Annotated in this window: 23 protein-coding genes and 3 pseudogenes; 1 reads left to right on the top strand and 25 read right to left on the bottom strand. The window is 36.6% G+C overall.

The features are described from left to right. Window positions 1–473 precede the first annotated feature (473 nt). From JCM19033_RS17825 to JCM19033_RS17790, 8 genes are all read right to left on the bottom strand, one after another. Complete coding sequence (locus JCM19033_RS17825) at window positions 474–734, bottom strand: hypothetical protein (RefSeq protein ID WP_198153562.1); 261 nt, start codon at window positions 732–734, stop codon at window positions 474–476. 126 nt (window positions 735–860) lie between these two features. After that, window positions 861–1637 carry a hypothetical protein gene (locus tag JCM19033_RS17820; protein WP_054637320.1) on the bottom strand — a complete coding sequence of 259 codons (777 nt, stop codon included), beginning with the start codon at window positions 1635–1637 and terminating at the stop codon, window positions 861–863. Further along, window positions 1634–3235 carry a hypothetical protein gene (locus JCM19033_RS17815; protein ID WP_054637319.1) on the bottom strand — a complete coding sequence of 534 codons (1602 nt, stop codon included), beginning with the start codon at window positions 3233–3235 and terminating at the stop codon, window positions 1634–1636. Before JCM19033_RS17815 ends, JCM19033_RS17820 begins: the two co-directional genes overlap by 4 nt. Further along, on the bottom strand, window positions 3235–3543 hold the full coding sequence (locus JCM19033_RS17810) for a hypothetical protein (RefSeq protein ID WP_054637318.1): 309 nt from the start codon (window positions 3541–3543) through the stop codon (window positions 3235–3237). The genes JCM19033_RS17815 and JCM19033_RS17810 overlap by 1 nt, the downstream gene beginning before the upstream one ends. Window positions 3544–3620: 77 nt before the next feature. Further along, complete coding sequence (locus JCM19033_RS23745) at window positions 3621–3776, bottom strand: hypothetical protein (RefSeq protein WP_157049958.1); 156 nt, start codon at window positions 3774–3776, stop codon at window positions 3621–3623. A 692-nt stretch (window positions 3777–4468) separates the two neighbouring features. Then, window positions 4469–4933, bottom strand: a complete 465-nt coding sequence (locus JCM19033_RS17800; protein ID WP_054637316.1) for a hypothetical protein — start codon at window positions 4931–4933, stop codon at window positions 4469–4471. A gap of 852 nt (window positions 4934–5785) precedes the next feature. Next, window positions 5786–6442, bottom strand: a complete 657-nt coding sequence (locus JCM19033_RS17795; RefSeq protein WP_054637315.1) for a DUF1643 domain-containing protein — start codon at window positions 6440–6442, stop codon at window positions 5786–5788. A 113-nt stretch (window positions 6443–6555) separates the two neighbouring features. Continuing rightward, window positions 6556–7545 carry a YafY family protein gene (locus JCM19033_RS17790; RefSeq protein ID WP_054637314.1) on the bottom strand — a complete coding sequence of 330 codons (990 nt, stop codon included), beginning with the start codon at window positions 7543–7545 and terminating at the stop codon, window positions 6556–6558. A gap of 176 nt (window positions 7546–7721) precedes the next feature. On the opposite strand from JCM19033_RS17790, the gene JCM19033_RS23740 reads away from it, so the two are divergent. Continuing rightward, a complete protein-coding gene (locus JCM19033_RS23740) occupies window positions 7722–7871 on the top strand; it encodes a hypothetical protein (protein ID WP_157049957.1) in 150 nt (49 codons plus the stop codon). A 175-nt stretch (window positions 7872–8046) separates the two neighbouring features. Here the strand turns inward: JCM19033_RS23740 and JCM19033_RS17785 are convergent, their stop codons facing one another. From JCM19033_RS17785 to JCM19033_RS17710, 17 genes and pseudogenes are all read right to left on the bottom strand, one after another. After that, complete coding sequence (locus JCM19033_RS17785) at window positions 8047–8379, bottom strand: helix-turn-helix domain-containing protein (RefSeq protein ID WP_054637313.1); 333 nt, start codon at window positions 8377–8379, stop codon at window positions 8047–8049. A gap of 950 nt (window positions 8380–9329) precedes the next feature. After that, window positions 9330–10007: a glutamine amidotransferase gene (locus JCM19033_RS17780; protein WP_269758358.1), complete on the bottom strand. Its 678-nt coding sequence runs from the start codon at window positions 10005–10007 to the stop codon at window positions 9330–9332. 12 nt (window positions 10008–10019) lie between these two features. After that, window positions 10020–11132 (bottom strand): M28 family metallopeptidase, encoded by a 1113-nt coding sequence (locus tag JCM19033_RS17775; protein ID WP_054637312.1) that lies wholly within the window; start codon window positions 11130–11132, stop codon window positions 10020–10022. After that, window positions 11132–12099: pseudogene (locus JCM19033_RS22655) on the bottom strand (phosphotriesterase). Before JCM19033_RS22655 ends, JCM19033_RS17775 begins: the two are co-directional and overlap by 1 nt. A gap of 73 nt (window positions 12100–12172) precedes the next feature. After that, window positions 12173–12718 carry an ABC transporter permease gene (locus JCM19033_RS24465; protein WP_198153560.1) on the bottom strand — a complete coding sequence of 182 codons (546 nt, stop codon included), beginning with the start codon at window positions 12716–12718 and terminating at the stop codon, window positions 12173–12175. 4 nt (window positions 12719–12722) lie between these two features. Continuing rightward, window positions 12723–13181 carry an ABC transporter permease gene (locus JCM19033_RS24460; RefSeq protein ID WP_198153559.1) on the bottom strand — a complete coding sequence of 153 codons (459 nt, stop codon included), beginning with the start codon at window positions 13179–13181 and terminating at the stop codon, window positions 12723–12725. Continuing rightward, window positions 13178–13930 (bottom strand): ATP-binding cassette domain-containing protein, encoded by a 753-nt coding sequence (locus JCM19033_RS17755; protein ID WP_054637309.1) that lies wholly within the window; start codon window positions 13928–13930, stop codon window positions 13178–13180. Before JCM19033_RS17755 ends, JCM19033_RS24460 begins: the two co-directional genes overlap by 4 nt. 34 nt (window positions 13931–13964) lie before the next feature. Further along, entirely contained in the window at window positions 13965–14774 is an 810-nt protein-coding gene (locus JCM19033_RS17750) for a substrate-binding domain-containing protein (protein ID WP_054637308.1), read from the bottom strand. After that, window positions 14768–14974 carry a hypothetical protein gene (locus JCM19033_RS17745; RefSeq protein ID WP_054637307.1) on the bottom strand — a complete coding sequence of 69 codons (207 nt, stop codon included), beginning with the start codon at window positions 14972–14974 and terminating at the stop codon, window positions 14768–14770. Before JCM19033_RS17745 ends, JCM19033_RS17750 begins: the two co-directional genes overlap by 7 nt. Before the next feature lie 11 nt (window positions 14975–14985). Continuing rightward, window positions 14986–15255, bottom strand: a complete 270-nt coding sequence (locus JCM19033_RS17740) for a PfkB family carbohydrate kinase (RefSeq protein WP_304650821.1) — start codon at window positions 15253–15255, stop codon at window positions 14986–14988. A gap of 50 nt (window positions 15256–15305) precedes the next feature. Beyond that, window positions 15306–15932 (bottom strand): PfkB family carbohydrate kinase, encoded by a 627-nt coding sequence (locus tag JCM19033_RS17735; RefSeq protein ID WP_054637305.1) that lies wholly within the window; start codon window positions 15930–15932, stop codon window positions 15306–15308. Then, window positions 15925–16788 carry a BtpA/SgcQ family protein gene (locus JCM19033_RS17730; RefSeq protein WP_054637304.1) on the bottom strand — a complete coding sequence of 288 codons (864 nt, stop codon included), beginning with the start codon at window positions 16786–16788 and terminating at the stop codon, window positions 15925–15927. The genes JCM19033_RS17735 and JCM19033_RS17730 overlap by 8 nt, the downstream gene beginning before the upstream one ends. 55 nt (window positions 16789–16843) lie before the next feature. Beyond that, window positions 16844–17110 (bottom strand): M20/M25/M40 family metallo-hydrolase, encoded by a 267-nt coding sequence (locus tag JCM19033_RS28415; RefSeq protein WP_157049959.1) that lies wholly within the window; start codon window positions 17108–17110, stop codon window positions 16844–16846. After that, a complete protein-coding gene (locus JCM19033_RS17725) occupies window positions 17085–17753 on the bottom strand; it encodes a M20/M25/M40 family metallo-hydrolase (RefSeq protein ID WP_054637303.1) in 669 nt (222 codons plus the stop codon). Before JCM19033_RS17725 ends, JCM19033_RS28415 begins: the two co-directional genes overlap by 26 nt. Further along, a complete protein-coding gene (locus JCM19033_RS17720; RefSeq protein ID WP_054637302.1) occupies window positions 17726–17962 on the bottom strand; it encodes a hypothetical protein in 237 nt (78 codons plus the stop codon). Before JCM19033_RS17720 ends, JCM19033_RS17725 begins: the two co-directional genes overlap by 28 nt. Before the next feature lie 42 nt (window positions 17963–18004). Next, a pseudogene (gene rbsK / locus JCM19033_RS17715) lies at window positions 18005–18897 on the bottom strand (ribokinase). Then, window positions 18884–19890 (bottom strand): annotated as a pseudogene (locus JCM19033_RS17710) (LacI family DNA-binding transcriptional regulator). The pseudogenes rbsK and JCM19033_RS17710 overlap by 14 nt, the downstream one beginning before the upstream one ends. Window positions 19891–20017 lie beyond the last annotated feature (127 nt).

Genomic DNA, 20017 nt, shown 5'->3' with positions numbered 1-20017 from the left:
TTGACGGTTACAAAAGTTCGCAATTCTTCTCAATATTCTCCTTTTGAAGAGCTTTATAATATTGAGATCTCTCCTTTAAGATATCAAATACACTAGAAATCTTTACATCCTTTTCTTTTAAATATTTTAAATATAAAAGAGAAGTATTATTACTTTCATCTAGAAAGGAGTTTAAATCATTCTTGGTAAAATTCATTATCTTGATATACTGCTCTTGACTACCCTGTTTCCAATAATCAGCTGAATATTTAATGGTAGTTCATTCTGCTGTTTTGTAGTAGTGCTACTAGAACCACGTGGTACCGAACGAATATCAAAATCAAACAAGGGTGTAGTCTGGTGTATATTTTTCAGATAAATATCTAATAATCTCTGGGTTAACTCATTTACTTTGTCACCGTCGTAACTAATGCGGAAAGAAGCTCTTGTTAACTCATTATTTTCGATTTCTTCATCAAAAACATAGTCCTCGATTAAAGAAAAAATGAATAAATCAAACTTTCTGTAAGATTATCATATTCATCTGGTTTCTTTAGACGTTCTGATAACCGAACTAAGCGTCTTAGCGTTTGCTTATCTTCTGATAACTCTTCCTCAAACTCCTCTATAAATTCTTCTAATGGTTCTACGTCCTCGCTTTTAATTGCATCAAGACCAGCCTCAATTTTTTCTTCTTCTTCAATAGTTCTATTATCTGCATCTAAAATAACCTTCACTTTATCTATCAATGACACTTTTAACTTAAAATTGAAGACATTGTTTATTAAACGATATTCATAATTTAATAATTCACGGTCTTTACTATTTAAAAATTAAATGCTTGTTCTCTGAACTTTTCCGGGGTTACTGATTCCCACAATTCATTCATGTAATCGTTTTTTTCTTCTTTGATCTAAAAAATTGTATAACTTTTCCTCTAATTTTGAAACATCATGATCTTGGGTACTACTTTTTTGTAAATTAGCCAAAAAGTAGTTCTCTTTCATTTGAGTAATATTTTTATCTTTAAAAACTAGAGTAGAGTCTCTAAACATATTTAAGGCAGGTAGATGCTGTTGAATGCGATTTAACATTGCTAATTTACTATCATTTAATAAACCTGAGATAAACCTAACTACACTTCTTAGTTGTGGTGTCGTTACTTTTTTATACATCGCTAAAAAGTTATCTATTTCATCGATTTCCTCTTTTGCAAAGTGGTGAACTCTAGATAAATATTCAAATAGAATTCTCAACCCATTATCAGAAAGCAAATAAGATTCATCGATTGAAAACAAATTTTCCAAACTTTGTGCTTCGGGCGTTATATTATTTATAAGTAAAATTAATGCGTCTCCTGGTCTAGTATTGTTCCGTAGCCAGGTAGAAGTTTCATTATCAGTCAATTGATATTTCTCAAAACCTTCAATGGATGTAATTGTTCTAACAATTGGATTATAGTAATCGGAAAGTTGCCCTTTATTTATATCTAACTCAGCCAATACTCCACGTATATCAGGTTCTGTAAAGCCATCCACCTTTAATAAAAGTTTATCTGTATTTAATTTTTTATGTTCACTAAAATATTTATTAAATACTGATACAATCCATTGGGATAGCAGCGATTCTGTTGAAATTGGAACACTTAAATTGCTCATTGTTTCACCCCTTCAGTTTTTACATCTTTGAAAGGATTCTTGATCATAGCTGTTGCGTCTGAATACTCTATTAGTAAACCATTATTTTTTAGTTTCTCCCTAAGTGCACTTTCATTATTTTGGAAGTAACTAATGTTTAAATTAGCCTTATCGTATAATCCACTGTCTCTTGCCTGCTTTTGCCCTATTACAAAACCAAATTTCTTATAAAGAAGTTCTAAAAAATCACTAAACTCCATAGGAGTTTCTGGGGGAACGTGAATGCAAGTTAACATTTGTAAAAAACGGTCTGAGAAGAAATAGCGGTAGCTGGTACCAGAACGGTATCCACCTAAACCCCCATCTCGTGCTAAAATTCGAAGAATATTTAATTGGTGCTGTTGTAATTGACTTATAACTACTTCTTTAACAGACTCAAATAACTTGGTGTGAACTTCCTCATAAGAGTTAACACTTTTTAATGTTTTTAATATGATGTCTTTTCGTCCCTTTAACTTACTTAAGCCTAACAAAGAAAGAAATTCCTTTTGGCCAATTTCGGTCTTCCAGCTTTCTAAACTACTTTCTATGTACTCTTTATTATGAAACCGCTGGATATAGTTTTGTTTTAATTCATACTCAAACCTCTCTCGTACAAATCCTTCATTATTCTTAAATGTCCCTGATGATAATCTAAGAACCTCTTGCGAACGACCGTCTAAACAGTCTACAAAAAACAATGATTTGTCATCTTCATTTATCCTAGCCCTATCATACATATATCTGGTAAGTTGAAAAGATACTAAACTTGTTAACAATTGAAACATCTCATAAATATCCATATTTAAAGACAATAAATTGCTTAACTCTAAGGAAAATTCTTCAAAAAGCGGATGGTCGGTAATAGGCAAATAAGGAAATTCCTTTTCTTTTTGCTGTTTTACTAAAGGGTATTGATTACTAGATTCAGGCTCCACCTCTGAGAGAATACCCTCAATATTAGAAGCAATTTCACTGACTGACTTATTTCTTTTTAACACTTCATTTAAACGTTCTGTAATATTATTCCTTAATTCAGGGTTATTTTCTGTACCATATTTAATCATTAAGAAATATAGTTCTCCCCCTCTTGCATAGAAATTTCTTTCAAAGGAAATACTTTTGTTTTTGCCAGAACCCTTTACCCTTACTTCAAAGAAGAGAAGTGACTCATGTAAGGGATATAAAGATTTTGCATACCAGGAACGATCAGCAGGCTTTCCTTTATTATCATATAAAGGTACTTCTAAATTTTTGAAGAAATCTCTCACAGTCATTATCTTTTCTTTATCTGAAATTACATCGTACAACTTTTCCTTATATTCATCTTCCAACCTTGCAATTTGTTGCTTACTTCCTTCCTTGTCTCCCTCAAAAATAAACTTCCTAAAACCGATAGCCTTTCTTCTTTTGTATGTTTCAGCTTCAAAAGTGTAGTTGGTGCCCAAAAGCACATTAAGAAATTCTAATACATATTCTGGTCCTCTCTGACCACTAGTAAAGCGATGTCCCCATATCTTAGCTCCTATTTTTGAAGAAAAATCCTCAACACCTTCATGTATATTTTGGCTCACTTTCATCACCCCAATATAAAGTCATCTACATCGATTTCATCCTCAATATATAAACCTGAATCACGATCTAAACGCAAAATTACCAATAATTCTTCATTCGGCTCACTTATTTTAATTAAGTCATTTTTAAAGGTGTTAATCATAATTTCTGCTTCTTGATGCAATAAATTATTAGTACTTCCACCGTTACTTCTCATTAAGTATTCAAAAAGCAATAAATTAACAGGCATTTCCACATCATCATCTATTACCACCCATAGTTTCGATGGTACATGGTCGATATCCATCCGTTGCGTTTCACGTACAACTTTCACTTGTCTTTCCGTGAACGATTCATATATCATAAAATTTTCATTAGCAGCGTATAAGTCGGGCTTGTTTGGCTTTTCTACTAGTTTTTTGAAATAGCTCTATTTAACCCATGTATTAACTCACGTTTTGCTTTTTTAGATATAGGGCCCTCATTTTCCAAAACATTTTTATATTCTTCTATATATTTAAACGGCAAAAGGTACTTAATCTCAGGCAGAATTGTTTTTTCTGCCAATTCAAAAAATACCTTTCTACGTAGCCGTAGAATCCATTCATCAATAAACCCACTCTCTCTATAATTCCTATATGATTCTAAGCATCTACTAAAATACCCAAATTGCAAGTCTAAAGAATGGAGTAAAAATGTCTTTATGTAATTGCTCTAATGTCTCGTCACCACTAATATCGCCATTTATGATAAAATCGTCAACTTGGGAATGTGATAAAACGGCCAGGATCAAATGTTTTAAATATTTTTACTGAATTCATCCCTGGTGCATCTTCTCTAGGTATTCCATGTCCATAAAATTTTGATAGTAAACTCTTTTAGTTTGTTCCTCTAAGTCTTTATAATCACTTTCAATAATATCCTTACATGTGTATCCACCTGTTAAATATAACTAGTATGAATTAACATTTCTCTTAAAGTTATATGATTATTAGTATAATCTGCTATTTTATATTGATCTACAATATTATCTCTAACCTGGGAATCCGCTGTCTTCAGATGATTAAAATATATAATACAACTTTCTTTTTTTTCCGCATTCGCCACAACTTGCCCAATTTTCTTCGTCATTCCATTTTCTTAAGAGCCTATCCATATAAATAGAAGGCGTCACATCAAGGAGGTTAATAATCCTAAACTCGTTATCATTTTGTTCATAGGAACTAAAAACGACCAAAGATCATATCTTTTAAGTTTTACTAACTCTTTTTTTGGGTTAAAAATTTTGTGAGCTTCCCTTCATTAGCTGCTATAAGATAATAGTGATTATCCCTATGATTATTTTCTATATTTTCTTGGAGCTTTATTAAATGTTTTAATATTACCTCTTCTCTTAATTCTGACAAGTCTTTAACTATGGTTATTCTTCCATTTAAGAATGTTAAATTTACAATTCCATCTTCTGGCCATGAACTTAAAGGTTCTTCATTATAGTAGTCATAAACATTTCGGCATAATTTTGTTTTTCCATCACCAGCATTACCTGTCAAAATCATACTGTGAGGCTCTTCATTAAACTTTTTTATTAAGAAAGTCTCTACTAATGTATCTATATTAGAGTTAAAAGTCGTGTTTCCATTCTCATTGGTATATTCATCATATATTTTTGAATGATTTGGTGAAAATACATTAAATTGATCTAGAAAGTTAACAAATTGATTCATATCTCTTACTGCACCTCTCTTTGCAAAAGATATTGCGCCAGGTCTATAATAAGGATTTACCCCCTACTTAAGAATGTAAGTCTTAAGTATCGTTTTATCTTTTTTGATTCTAACATTTTCCTTAGTTAAAAATATAGAGGTATAGTTAATTAATTGGAACACATTGGGATTCTTTTAACCTTGAAGTTAGAAAACCCTTAATTTTTGTGGTGGTGCATGATCATCTTCAAAAATAAATATTTAACTTGAAGTCGCAACAGCGGCTCCTACTTTTTTAATGGAGATTCTCTAGTCCTTCCATTCTTATTTTCTTGTAATCCATATATTCGATCCGAGATAACCCCTTTCTAATTTTTTTGCATTTTGGGCATCTTTATGAGAGCCTTATTTTATCTTTTTCTCGCATTTGTTTTAAATTTTCAATTATAAAAAGATAGAAATCCTATAAAGGGAATGTTCAGGGAAAATTTCATTCCTCTATAGCTTCATTCATAAAAATAAAAAAATCACTCTCTTTTTCATTAGATTGCATTTAATCAGTTAATAATTAGTAATGCTCTGTTTGCACGGTCCCCCCTCTTCATATAAGTTATTATTCACCAAGCAAACCATGTAACATCAAACTTAACTGACGTCTGCATTCCACCGGCACTACTAACGATAAAGGGAACTAAACCTTCTATATATACTCCTTCAAGATCATAACAGTAGTCTAGATCAACCCTAAGACATACAAATTCTCGAAACAGCCACCATCTCCACTTATGTTGACATCAAATTGTTGCGGATAAACTTCAAAGTGCTCTTCCCCCACCTTTATATATTGAATAGAAAGGTCACTGCCTTAAATTATTATCTTTCAGCCAGCTGCAGACTTATTTCTTCTAACCAGGCAATTGATTTTTCTTTTAGCTGAGGGCGAGGATGTTTGTAGAAAGGGTGTGTATGATACTTTATTCCGAATAGCGGCCTGTCAATATGAAGCAAGGCGTTAAGAGCAAGCTCCCGGATCAGCTTGTTAGCACCCCACCCGGCAATGATTCTGGGAGTGTCTGATACCATTCGTTCCAGTTCCTCTTTTCTTTCCTTTGAAAAAATAGTGTGAGCTTCAAAATTATTTCTTTGAAATTCCATAAGCTTTTCCTTAAAAAGGTCTATTTTCCCTGCGCAAATATCAGATAAGTTAATCATATACACGCAGTTCCAGTTTTTTCTGTTCATCAGTCTCATGATTTGATATTGGGTAGGATCTGGTTTTGCTTTGACAAATGGGAGGGTTTGAAGATCTTTCATACTAGAAGGAATCTGGAAGGATGAATCTGCAGGAGTGCAGCTTCCAGGGTTAACAAGGATAAAAACAGCATCTTTTGTATAGGGGGCGTTGATACCTTTTCGAAGGATTCTAGCCTGGTTTCTGCATTGGTAGTCTTTGTTTTGTAAGGTAATGTTGTAAAAGCTTCCTTCCACTTCAAAGTCTTTTTTCAACGTATCCGCAGGGGTAAATTCCATTTCACAACCACCTTTCAAATATTTGGTACTTTTATTATATCCTCCCTTTCTGCTTACCCTTTCCCAAATTTGGTAATGGTTCAAGTCCTTCTAATAACTGGACTCACAGGGTACTAATGATAAACGTTATACAATTTCTTTGACTCTTCTTTCATTCTTTGAATAAGTGCTGGCGGAGACAGAACTTTGGCATCACTTCCCCATGTAAGCAGCCAGCGGACAAGACCGTCACTAATAACAGCGGTAACGGAAATACGAAAGGTGTGTGCATTATGCTGACGGATCTGGGTCTTTAAGCCAAAACGGTCAATCACCACATTAATCAGGTGATTGTCAAATTCAATTTCTATATTGCGCTTTTCTCCTGAGTACATATGAAACAACGTATTTGTGTAGGTCGTCATATCAAAGTCAGGGTCAGGAATAAACTTTCTATCCTCGGTTCTTATATTTATCATCCGGTCAATCCGGTAATGTCTCATATCCTTCGGCTCATATTCGCCTATTAAATAGTAATTGTCATGATTCCATATAACGGCATATGGCTTTACACAGTAATAATCTCCGTTTCTATTTAACTGGAACTCTTTTCCCAAATCATACTTTCCATACTGGAATTGAATAACGCTTCGTTCCCAAACTGCTTCATGCAGCCCGTGAATGATCCTTTTTACTCTCTTGTTTTCTGTTTTTGTGCCTTCAGAAAGCAAAATTCTATTTTCCAGCTGCCTTGCAAGATTCACACTCGTTAGCTCCTTTAGCTTCTTGATCAGCTTTTCTGTTTCAGCTACCGTAATAAACCTCGCAGCAGACACAGCATCTATTAGTACTCTCAGCTCATGAATCTCAAACAGCCTGGTTTGATGGCTGTAGGTTTTCTCCATGCCGTTTTTGGGCTGATATTCAATGACGTCAAATAAGCCAGAAGAGGCTAATTCCTTTATGTCATCTCGTACTGCTTTTATGGAAACGTCCTGTTCATACTCCTCCTGAAACAGGTCAACCAGCTCTCGTATCGTTACTTCATGAAACTCGTCTGTATGCTTTTTTAACAGGTTTCTTGTCTTCAGAAGTCTTTCCTTGGTGGAAAGGTTTGTTCTCATACCCTCACTTCCTTTACCCACTTAATGTAATGAAAAGGGTTCTGGAAAACATTAAAAAAACCCTCTGCTTCGAGTGATGAAATTTAAAATTCCCTGTAAATTCCAAAAAACAACAGTATAATTAGGCTATATCGAAATAGGAGTAAGGAGAGAAAACTTTATCCTATGGAGGAGGGATGGTGTGTGACAAAAACTTTTATACGTTTAAAGATGTAGCGGAGCTGTTGATCGGTGGAAAGAGGACCAGGAAAGCCTTTAAGGAAGGTGATTGGAATGTTTTTCGGGAAATTTCGCTTGCGAAGAAAACGGATGTGGAAGAAACCTAAGGCCAAGTTCGATGTAACAGATAAGAAAACATTTTACACGGAGGATGGAAAAAAGGTTCAATTTTTTCGAATGAAACCAAAAAAATAGCCAATACATGCAAAAAAGAGGACCAAAACGCCATGTTCTAGATAGGGCATACGTGCCCCCTCAAAGGCCGAATTGGTCTTTTTTTGTCTACCACTTTCTTTTCTGAACCTTTCGCATCTTCTCATACTCCCTGTAGATAGGATCTTCCTTCTCTGTTGGTGGATTATTTTTCAGGTATTCCTTTAAAGCAGCCATTACCTTGCTATCTCTACTCCGTACGATCTCATTCAAGTCATATTCTCTGCGCTCTTTAAACGTAGGGTCAATGGCATGCATTTTCCCCACAGAATCAAACTGTTCCTTAGGAAAGACGGTCACTGTTTCATCTTTAAGCCTGCCTTCTTTTGCCCATTTTTCAACAGTATCAATGGAGACATCAAAAAGCTCTGCAACGTCTTTTGCGGTGTAATACTCTTTCAATAAATGTACACCTCCAGTAAATAAATACCCTATAATCCCAAAGGCTACGTAACATGTATAGGTCTCATTCCTTTTCCAACCTCCTTCCCTCCTGTAACAGATGGGACATCTACGAACAATAAGAGAAAATCGATAAGAAGTGCGAAAGACACAGTAAATAAAGTGGGAGCCTTCTATAGACACCAAGAAAACCAGTCACCGTTCCTAGGACAAATTTACACCCTCTCAGAACATGTAGTCCTCTTTTTTGGGGATCTAAACAAGTTTATCCACACAGTAGAACTCCTCTATGGTAGTCCCGCAGCAATATCATTCTTTCTGTTTCTTTTTCATAAAAAGAAACGATATCGCCTTTCCTTCTTTGGTTCTGATCACCTTTTCTTCAGTGACTTCGTACTTCTCCCCTTCTTTTTTCATCCGTCTAATCTGAAACCAAGACAACTTTCGTGAAAAAAACATACCCATCACCTTCCTTTAGGGGATAAGAGAGCATTAAGCTAAACTTAGTTGGGCTTATTCTTGTTGACCTTCACCTTTTCTTTTATTATATCATTCATATGTATAATGTTGGAAAAATGATTTGGTTTATCGGGCAGCTATTGTAACTATTACACTGAAGTAAACAGTTACTGCTTGATTGATTTGAGACTTTTCCCATAGGCACTTCCGAAATACCCGTGGTAAAACGCGTTCGGTAACCAACTTTAAAAGGACAAAGGCACACTATCTTGCGTGCCTAATTTTAAAAAAGTATAGGATTGAGTTATAGTACAATTATTTTGAAGCCTACAAAAACACCGCTTTTATTAATTCGGCGGTGTTTTCGTGTTGTAATCTTTCTTAGACAAATTCTATTTATAAAAAGATCTTTTCTAAATTGCTAATCCCTATGACAAAGCCACTCTAAAACTTGCTTCCAAAAAGGATTGTAATACTCCCAATTTACAAATTCAGGTGGACCCAATGGGGAGCAAAATCACTGGTGAAGCTAACGTACGCCCTTTTCCAAATTCCCCTGTTACAAGAAATGGGTGGTTATTTGGTCCAATACTCATAATAAACTCAGCATCATCTTTTACTCTCATACGATTGTAGCCTAAAAACGCTGGCCATTCTGCAGAGATCCCCTTTAGAATTTCATGTTCCTTTTGAAGCAGAGGAATTTGACCTTCTGGAACCTCTTCTCGATCGTCTCCAGTTTCTAGCTGTACAGGAAGTATGTCTTCAATGGGCGTCCCTTTGAACTTTGCTTTTGCATCAATACCTTGGAAAGAAAGATAACCACCAATCATAGCAAAAGCCCCTCCATCAAGCACATAGTCTTTCACTAGCTGCAAACGATTGGGCATTTTTTGGGATTGATTAAAGGTTTGACTAGGTAACAAGAAAGAATTACTTCCTATATCACTAAAGAGAACCACATCGAATTGTTTAAGTGAATCTATTTCGTTTGGAAAGCGTTCATCAATTTCATGTGCCCTAATGTAAGTTAAGTCAATGTTAGATTCCTTCATTGCTCTCCGAAACCAGTGTGCTCCTTCTTCATATTCTGAAGTGGTAAAGGAATCAAACCCTTTAACATGTATAATATGTTTCATCCATGACTCTCCAACGAGTAATACTTTCATAAAAAACCTCCTTTATGTGTAATTTTCTAAAATATATTGAACATATGTTACTACTCTTTTCATATTGTTATAGATCTCTTCACTTGGTTCATCCTTAAAAGTGTGGATGATCTCTTGGTCATTGATTGTTAGCATAATGGAATCATACCCATTTATTACAAAGGGAGAATGGTCTGAACCTGGAGGAGGAGGAACAGTTACTAAGGAATGCGGGAATAATGTCTTTCTCTGCTCTTTTGCATATGCAAGTTTTTGTTCCGCCTCTATGGTCGACCATCTTTCTAGTATTTTCCCTCGTCCTACGCCGTCGATATTCAAAAATAGTGAAAGGGTATTTCTTTCCGTATTACTAATCGACTGAACATAAGCGTTACTTCCAGCAAGTAATAATTCCTCTGAACCAAAAAAGACTATTTTTACGTTAGCCTTTAAATCTAACGACTTTAATCGTCTAATAAGTTCTAGTAGGATGGCTACCCCAGAAGCATTATCATAGGCTCCCCTGGTGTTATACATGCTATCATAATGGGCACCAACAATAATTAAGTTATTTTCCTTCCTCCCGGGTAATGAGATACAAATATTTTCCCCATCTTGTTTTTCAACAGTCTTTGTTTGGAGAGAAAAAGATACATATATGTCTTCACCATTCTCTAGTGCCGCTTCCCACTTGAGAAACGTAGCCCTTCCAGTAATCAGATGAGGATACTTCCATTCTTCCAATAAGGTTTGACTCAATGCTTCACCATCTGGTCTTGAAGTAATATAAGCTATAACTGCCCCTTCAGTATTGAATACACCATACCTTGGCCATAGATACATATCCCATATATTGGTGTATCCAATACGCTCGACATAGCCTTTTATGTCTTGACCAGAGCTACTTCCTACAGCGGGGTAGGCTTTTATTTGTTCCTTAACTGGATGCTCCTGCATTAAGCCGGAAAAATGCATAAGTTCCCAACTTTCATAAGGGAAAAACTGTGAAACATAGGTACACTCTTCATTTAAAACAGCTTTCTTAATCAATTCTCTGACTTTTTGCTCATTCTTACTGCCGGCAGGTCTAGGGCTCACATTTACAATTGATAGCCATTGATCATACATCTTTTCATTATCATTCATTAGCTATCAGCTCTTTTAAAAACATTTTTAGGGTTTTCGATTAATAGATGATCAATCTCTTCCTCTGATAGACCCAATCGCTTTAACCTTGGTACAAAGTTGTTTAAGATGTGGGCAAATCCCCCTCCGCCGTAATGCTTTAATAAACTTTTTAAGAATATATCTTGAGAAAGTAGAATAGATGATTTGTATCCCTTATCTATAAGTGCAGCTATCGCTTCTGCACTTTCTTGGTCTGATGGTGACTGCCCCTCAGGAAACAAAAGTTCAATACCAATCATGTCATATTCTAGGAAGGCTCCCCGATCCGCTAAAGAAGTCTGATATTCTATATCCTTACAACTGGGATTCATGTGATCTAAAATCACTTGTTCCGGGTTTGCTCCTTCTTTTTCAATGATATCTAAAACAGCATGGCCGTAACGCTCCCACCCTGGGAGGTGGATTGTTAATATTTTTCCTGTTTGTTTTTGAGCCTGTGCAGCTCCTTTAAGTACCTTTATTTCTTGATCAGTCATATGAGGACTAACCCCAATTTCACCAATTATTCCTGCTTTTATATTGGTATCATCAATACCTTCGTATAAGTCTTGACAAATATATGCTGCAATTTGTTCAGGTGAGCTTGATTGAATAAAGGAGGGATGGGACTGTTCTAAATAATATCCACATCCCATAATGATATGTGATTGTGTCTTTAATGCTAACTCTTTTAAGGCTTTAGGGTTTCTTCCTATGCCACTGGTGTTACATCTACTATGGATTTGCCTCCAGACTTTTGAAAATGCTCTACTTCTTTTATAGCAAGGTCAGGGTCTACATAAAAATTGTTATCATAATTAGAATAAGGTTCATGTCTCAGCTCATTTAAAATCGACATTGAAACAGGTCTTAAAGCAAAATCCTCTGACACGTGGGGCGGTTTTTCCCACAGATGACGTCGATCTACGTAAAGGTGTTCATGCATTAATGTGATTCCTAAATCTTCAATGTCTACTTTGCCGAGAACCGTTTGAACTGTTTGCATAATGAAAGGCCCCTTACATTCTTTTTCTTCCGAAAATTCTAACATTAATAATTACAGCCATTAACAGTACTAATCCTTCGATAATTTGGATGATATAGGGTGATACTTGCATTAACGTAAGACCATTGTTAATCACGCCGATCATCGTGACACCAATTAAAGATCCTAGGATAGTCCCTGCTCCCCCAAATAATGCCGTCCCGCCTAACACTACTGCTGCAATGATGTCTAACTCAAACATGAGACCAATATTAGACGAGCCTGACCCTAGTCTAGATGCTAGAATGAGCCCAGCTAGCGCAGCTGCTCCCCCACTAAACGTGTAGGTGATTAATTTTACAAATCTCGTGTTTACCCCTGAACGTCTTACAGCCTCTTCGTTAGCACCTATACCGGTAACATATGTCCCATATCTACTGTTTCTTAGAGCAATAACACCTATAACCATAATAACTATCGCTAGTATGGCAGGAACGGGTACACCAAAGAAAGACCCAACTCCTATACTCGTCAACGCGGCGTCACTTGCAATGGAGATGGAATACCCTCCAGTAATCAAAAGGCTAACCCTCGAATGTATAACATCGCTGCCAAGTAACAATCAATGGAGGAATGCTATGATATGCCACAACGTAACCATTAATGGTCCCCATTATAACTCCCGCTACAATAACTAAAAGCAAGACGATAGGGCTTGCGAGTCCTGCCCCTAAAAGAACTGCGGTTAAGGCACTAGCTAACGCTAAAACAGATCCAACAGAAAGGTCAATTCCGCCCGTGGTTATAACAAAGGTCATAGCTACTGCGACAATTAAGTTAGGTGCTAGCTGCATCACCAAATTCATCATGTTGCTCTGGGTTAAAAAAGAATCACTGCTAATCGCAAAGAATGCACAAAGGGCCAGAAGTATCCCAAAAATACTAATGATTTGCTTATGTTCTTGTATCCATTGCTTCCAAGAATAATTTAACTCTAGATTACTTTTTATTTCTGTAGTCACATGTGCCTTCTCTTCACTCATATGGCCTTCACCTCTTGTGGGTTCCCCATAATTGATTGGATGATAGATTCTAAATCATATTGATCAATGGTGCGGTCATCAATGCACTTACCCTCGTGAAGAACCATTAAACGATCACATACTTCAAAAAGGTCTTGTAACCTATGAGTGATCAATATTACACTTACACCTTGTGCCTTGACCGTATTAATTAAATTTAATACCATGTTTACTTCTTTTACTCCTAAGGCCGCGGTAGGTTCATCCATTATCAAAACTTTTGGTTTAAATATCATAGCTCTAGCAATAGCGACAGCTTGCCGTTGTCCACCTGACATGTTTTGAACTCGTAGTTTTGTTGATGCGATATTGATACCTAATTTGTCTAACTCACTTCTAGCTTGCTGATGCATCTTTTTTTGATCTATTAACCTTCCTTTTACAGGCTCCCTGCCTAAAAACATGTTGCTAGCAACACTTAATGTGTCGCATAGGGATAAATCTTGAAAAATGGTTTCTATTTTTAGGTTTTTGGCTTCTCTTGGGCTTTTTATTTTTGTTTCTTCCCCTTCAACAAAAAACTTTCCTTTGTCAGGTATAATAACACCACTTAAAATTTTCATTAAAGTAGATTTTCCAGCTCCATTATCCCCTAATAAACCCAAACACTCTCCTTTATTTAATTTTAAGTCCACTCCCTGAAGAGGCTTAACAGGCCCAAAAGCTTTTTCTATACCACGCATTTCTATTTGATACTCGTGATTATCCACTTAAACAACCCCTTATAAAAAATGAACTATTTATTTACTCAAAGAGATAACGAAAATCATCAACATTTTCTTCTGTTACAATACTAGCCGGAATATCGATTTCCGCTTCTACCTCTTCACCATTAAGAAGTGCGTGAGCTGATTCTATAGCACTGGCTCCGTATTCATCAGGGTGTTGCTGTAAAACGGCTTCTACGTACCCCTCATCTATGCCCTCAATGACTTGTTCACTTAGATCCCAACCAAACAGTTTAAGATCGTCTTGCCTTTGTTGAGAACGGACTCCAGATGTCATTCCAATAAAAGCTGGTTCCCCAGTTGCAAACGCTGCTTGTAAATCTGGATTTGCCGTTAATAGATCTTCAGAAGCTGATAGGGCTCGCTCTTGAACGTTTTCTCCATCAACTGTATTAACAAGCTCTATATTTTCATTTTCTAGAATGGTATCCATAAAACCATCCTGCCGATTGATTTGAATTGGGGAATTTAACGCAGAAACTGCTCCTATCTTTATGTCTTCATCTCCCCATGTTTCTTCTGCGTATTCATTAAAATAATGACCTAATTCTACACTCGAATCATAGTTGTCCACCCCAATTTGAACATCTACTGCGTCATGTTCGATAATCGAATCTATAGATATGACAGGGATTCCCTCTTCTTCAGCTCTCTCTACAATTGGCTTCATTGCTTCTACATCTATCGCATTGATAACTAAGGCATCAACACCTGAACTGATATAATCTTCAGCCCCATTATATTGAGCTACTGAATCGTTATTAGCATTAAAAACGGTTAAGTTAACATCCAATTCTTCAGCTGCGTTCTCTGCCCCTTTTACCATCTCTGTAAAAACCAAGCTTCTTGATTGATCACAGTAAATCCAATAGTAGGCGCATCTTCACCAGCTTCTACTGCTGCATCAACTTCGCCTTCCTCCGTTTCCATTTCTCCTCCGCCAGTTTCTTCTACCTCTCCACAAGCTGACATTATAAGTAATGTAGAACCGAACAATCCTAGTGAGTATTTCCATTTTCGCTTCATAACATTTCCCCCTAATTTTTAGTAATAATTGTTTTGCTCTGATGTCTTCCTTGTGAAACATCTATTTCTTCTTCGAAAGGCAGAGAATCTTTAGCTCCATACCTAGTCACAGATAACGAAGCCGCATGAATCGCAGTCTGAACTGCCTTTAATATATCTTTATGCTTTAACCAGTGTGTGACTAATACTCCGCAAAAGCAATCTCCAGCTGCTGTAGAATCGAGTGCTTTCACTTGAGGAGCTCTGTAATAATAAAACTCATTTTTATGGTAGACTAGCACTCCTTTTGCACCCAAAGTAACAATGATTTTCTGGTTGATATGCTTTTTAATCAGAAAAGCGGATTGTTCAGCCGTTTTTTATCGTGGACATGAATACCTGACAATTGAGAAGCTTCTACCTCATTAAGGATAAGTACGTCAATTAAACTCTGTGTTTCTAATGAAATAGGTATTACGGGAGCTAGGTTCACAAATATAGGAATTTGTCTCTTTTTCAAGGTGGCGATGATTGTTGAAATCATTTCTGAACTCATTTCTAATTGCAGGAGAGCAGCCTCTACATTTTCCAACGCTAAAAGTGAATGCTCTACTTCGTTAATAGATAAGTCTGTGTTTGCTTGTAAATTGGTGATGATCATATTTTCACCATCTTCATTTACAACGATTAAGGAAGTCCCAGTAGATTTTTTGTCGGATTGCATTAAATATTCTACATTGATACCCTCCTCTATTAACTGTTTGTATGCCTCTCTGCCAAAGGAATCACCTCCTACTTTTCCTATAAAGGAAACTTCAGCCCCTGAGCGTTTTGCAGCAATTGCCTGATTAGCGGCCTTCCCTCCTAAACTTTCTACATAATAGTTGGAAGCAATCGTTTCACCAGGTCTGGGAAACCCAGGAACTTTGGCTACAAGATCCATGTTAATGGTTCCTATAACTAACAAGTGATTAGTCATCTACAATTTCCTCTCCCTGTCTAGCTTTTTCCACCTCTTCCATAAATAGCTTTACTCTATCCGAAGATACTGGATTCCACCACTTGCTTTCTTCTTTTAACGAACTTCCTACTATACAACCGTCTGAAATAGCCAATATAGAATGTGCATTTCCTTGGTCCATTCCACTTCCTACGATGACTGGGAGTTCTGTATTATTTTTAATTCCTAAAATTTCTTCAGCTTTCGTTGCATTCCCCGTTCTTGTTCCTGTGGCAATCAGTACATCGCTGTCAAAAAATATAGCGTCATGCGTTTGATCAGCTAAGGTTCTATCGGCTATGATAGAATGGCTCCCATGTTTGACATGAACATCCGTAAATAGTTTAATGGATTCACCTTTAATGAAAGACCTGTAACGTAATGCTTTGGCGGCAGCGCCTTCGACAAATCCTTCGTTTGCTACATAGGCATTTACCCATTGGTTCACACGAACAAAAGGAAGATCTACTGCCTTTGCAACTGCTAGTCCTTGGATTGCTCCATTAGCCAAACAATTTATACCAATAGGCAGATGTGTATGCTCTTTTAACTTTTCTGCTATCAATGTCATAGAGGACACTGTTTCAAACCCGATATCATCTGGTTTAGAAAAAGGTAAGTCCCATGCATTTTCAATAATAAATCCATCAACGCCACCTGATTGTAACGTCTCTGCATCTTTTACCGCCCACTCATAAACTTCACTTAATCCATGGCCCTTGTAATGGGGTGAGCCAGGTAAAGGCCTCAAATGTATCATCCCAATAACCGGCTTTACTTGTTTGAAAATTCGGAAAATATAATCTGGTTTTTCAGGAAAAATTTTGTCACTCAACGATTACCCTCCTTTTAGGAAAACTGATAAACTTCTTTTAAACTTGGTGTGTTCATTAATAGCTTGTTCGTAATGTATGACGTATAATTTTCTTATAGTGTTCGATAGCATCTAAGTAAGATTTGATATACACAAACTCATTTGGTTGGTGGGCCATTTCCGCTAATCCTGGGCCTAATAAAATCATTGGGATGGTGGATTCTTTGTTAAATATGGATCCATCGGTAAAGTAGGGTACCGTTCTAAACTGAGAAATGCCTGTACAACTTTCTACTTCTTTTACAAAAACACTGTCCTTAGAAGTAAAAAACCGAAGGTCTATCCAATAGGAGTTCTATTTGAATATCACTGCTTTTTTCTATTTGATTTTTTAATCTATGAATTATCTCTTCATGGTTTTGGGGTGGCACAGTTCTAATATCAATAATTGCCTCACAGTAGTCAGGTACCACATTGGGTTGGTTTCCCCCAATAATTTGATTAAGTGAATAGGTACTTGATCCCAAACTTTCGTGGCTGCATTTATGCTCCTCCAACCATTTATAAACATGAGGCAAAGTTTTGTTCATAAGGTCTATTGCATTAACACCTGATTCAGCTATGGCACCATGGGCCGCTTTGCCAAAAGTTTTGACCTTTGCCCATAACGCCCCTTTATGTCCAATTCCAATTTGGTTATCCGTAGGCTCTCCGATGACAATGCTTTTGACACCCGACCAATCTATGCTTTTAAGAAGTTGCTTTGCCCCTATACAATCCACTTCTTCACCAGAAGTTAATGCAAGCACAATTTTCTTGTTAGTATGTTCTATCTCATCTGACATTTGTAATAAAGCTAAGAACATTGCGACTAAGCCGCTTTTCATATCAGAAGCCCCTCTACCGTATACTTTCTTTTGGCTCACTTTCCCGACAAACGGATCGACATCCCACCTTTCTAAAGAGCCTGTTTGAACGGTATCCATATGGCTGAGAACAATAAATCTATGCCTTCTCCTTCCCCCCACTCTACGAGTAGATTCGATCTATTCTCCTGGATTGAAGTTCTGTTTAAGAAGAGATTACTATTCTTTGCCTTCTGTTCTATAAAATCACAAACCAAATTTTCATTTCCCGGAGGATTCGTTGTATTTAATTCAATTATTTCTTTTAACATTTTTACCTCCTCATTCATTGTCTCACCTCCTTACCCTGTAGTTGGAACGCTCAGTTCCTATTATTTTTTACTGTGATTTGATATGAAATCCAGCACTTCATCCCTATCAGGCATTCCTGACTGAGCGCCTAATTTTTGAATAGAAAGAGCAGCTGCTGCATTAGCAATGGAAACTGCTTCGTTTATTGGTTTGGCCTCAGAAATAGCAACCGCTAAAGCTCCGTTAAAAGTATCACCAGCACCAGTGGTATCCACGACCGGCACCTCAAAGCCATTTACCTTTTTCTTCATATGATTTTCTGTATACACGGCTCCTTCCTTTCCCATGGTGATAATACATTGTTCGTTCTTTACTTTGTTTCTTTGGGTTGAAGAGATAAGTTGTTTAAATTCTTGTTGATTTGGAGTTACGAGGTCTGTATTTTCTAGAAGCAATTCTGGTAGGTATTGAATAGGGGCTGGATTTAGTATGACTTTTGTATTGTACTGTTTCGCAATTTCAGCAGCCTTTACTACGCTTTGAAGAGGAATTTCTAGCTGTAATAATAATACATCAGAAAGGGCAATTTCCTTTTTATAAGTTTCAACAACTTCTGGAGTTACGGCTTTATTGGCCCCTGGCACAACTATAATTCGATTATCTTGATCAGAAAGTAAGACATTTGCTACTCCTGTAGGATAATGTGTAACCGGTTCCAGATGGTCCACGGAAACCCTTTGTCTTTTCATATGTTCGATTAATTTATTTCCAAAAAATCATCACCCACCCTTCCAATAAATGTAACGTCCCCACCCAACTTAGCTGCAGCTACTGCTTGATTAGCCCCTTTTCCTCCAGGTGTCATTTTAAATCCATTGCCTAGGATTGTCTCTCCTTGAATGGGAATTTGAGTAGTTTCTGTAATTAAATCCATGTTGATACTTCCTATAACTGTGACCTTAGGTACCATCATGCTCTCTCCTTCTAACATTCAATGTTGAAGATCGAATTTTTAAAGATCCCTTAAAGGGTTTGGGATACTCTAGTGGTAAGGTCCCCTCTATTATTGTAAGTAAGAGTTCTGAAGATTTTCTCCCCATTTCTTCTATTGGCTGACTTATTGTTGTAAGTGAAGGAGTTAGCATTTCACTTAAGCAGATGCCATCAAAACCAACTACCTGAAGGTTATGCGGAATCTTTCTCCCTACTTTCTCAGCTGCTTTCATCACACCAAAAGCCATCACATCATTCCCCGCGAAAATACCATCTATATATGGATGTTTTTGAGTAATGCGGTAGTCACTTTCTCTGAGGTTTCCCATTGGTATTCCCCTGACACAACCAATTCTTCTCGAAAGGCCCCGTGCTTTTGTATTTCTTGTTTATAACCTTCGTATCGTTGCTGAGCATTAGTAATAGTCTTTGGTCCTCGAATATGTGCAATATGTTGACAATCAAGCTCTTGTAAATGAGAAACAGCCAATTTGGCACCATGAAAATTATCTGTATACACAGAAGGGATATGTCCTTCTAGAGGGCGATCTAGCCCGACAAGCGGTAAATCCCATGATTCTATATGCTTTTGTTTCAAAGTATTCGTTACCATAATGGCTCCATCAATATACTTACTTTTTAGCACATCGAGATAATGAGCTTCCTTTTCAGGGTTTGCATCACTATTACAAAGAATGACTGTATATCCATGTTGGTGCATCACATCTTCTACCACGCGGGCTAGTTCTGGAAAAAAGGGATTCATAATGTCGGGAATGATTAAACCAATTGTTTTTGATTGTTTTTTAAATAAACTTCTAGCAACAGAGTTTGGTTTATAATTCAATGCATCGATAGCCTTCAATACTTTTTTTCTCGTATCTTCGTTAACATAGCCATTGTTATTTAAAACACGAGAAACGGTGGCTACAGAAACATCTGCCTGTTTGGCTACATCTTTAATCGTTGTCATTCATAAACCTCTTCCTCGTTCTTATAAAAACCAATGTGTAACCCGTTACACCCTGGTTTCATTTTATAATATCTGTGAAAGAAAATAATGTCAACATAAATGTCAGAAAATTTAGCAAAGTCTTTAC

This window comes from Thalassobacillus sp. C254 (genome assembly GCF_001310615.1).
This window is presented reverse-complemented; position numbering and strand designations above follow the sequence as displayed.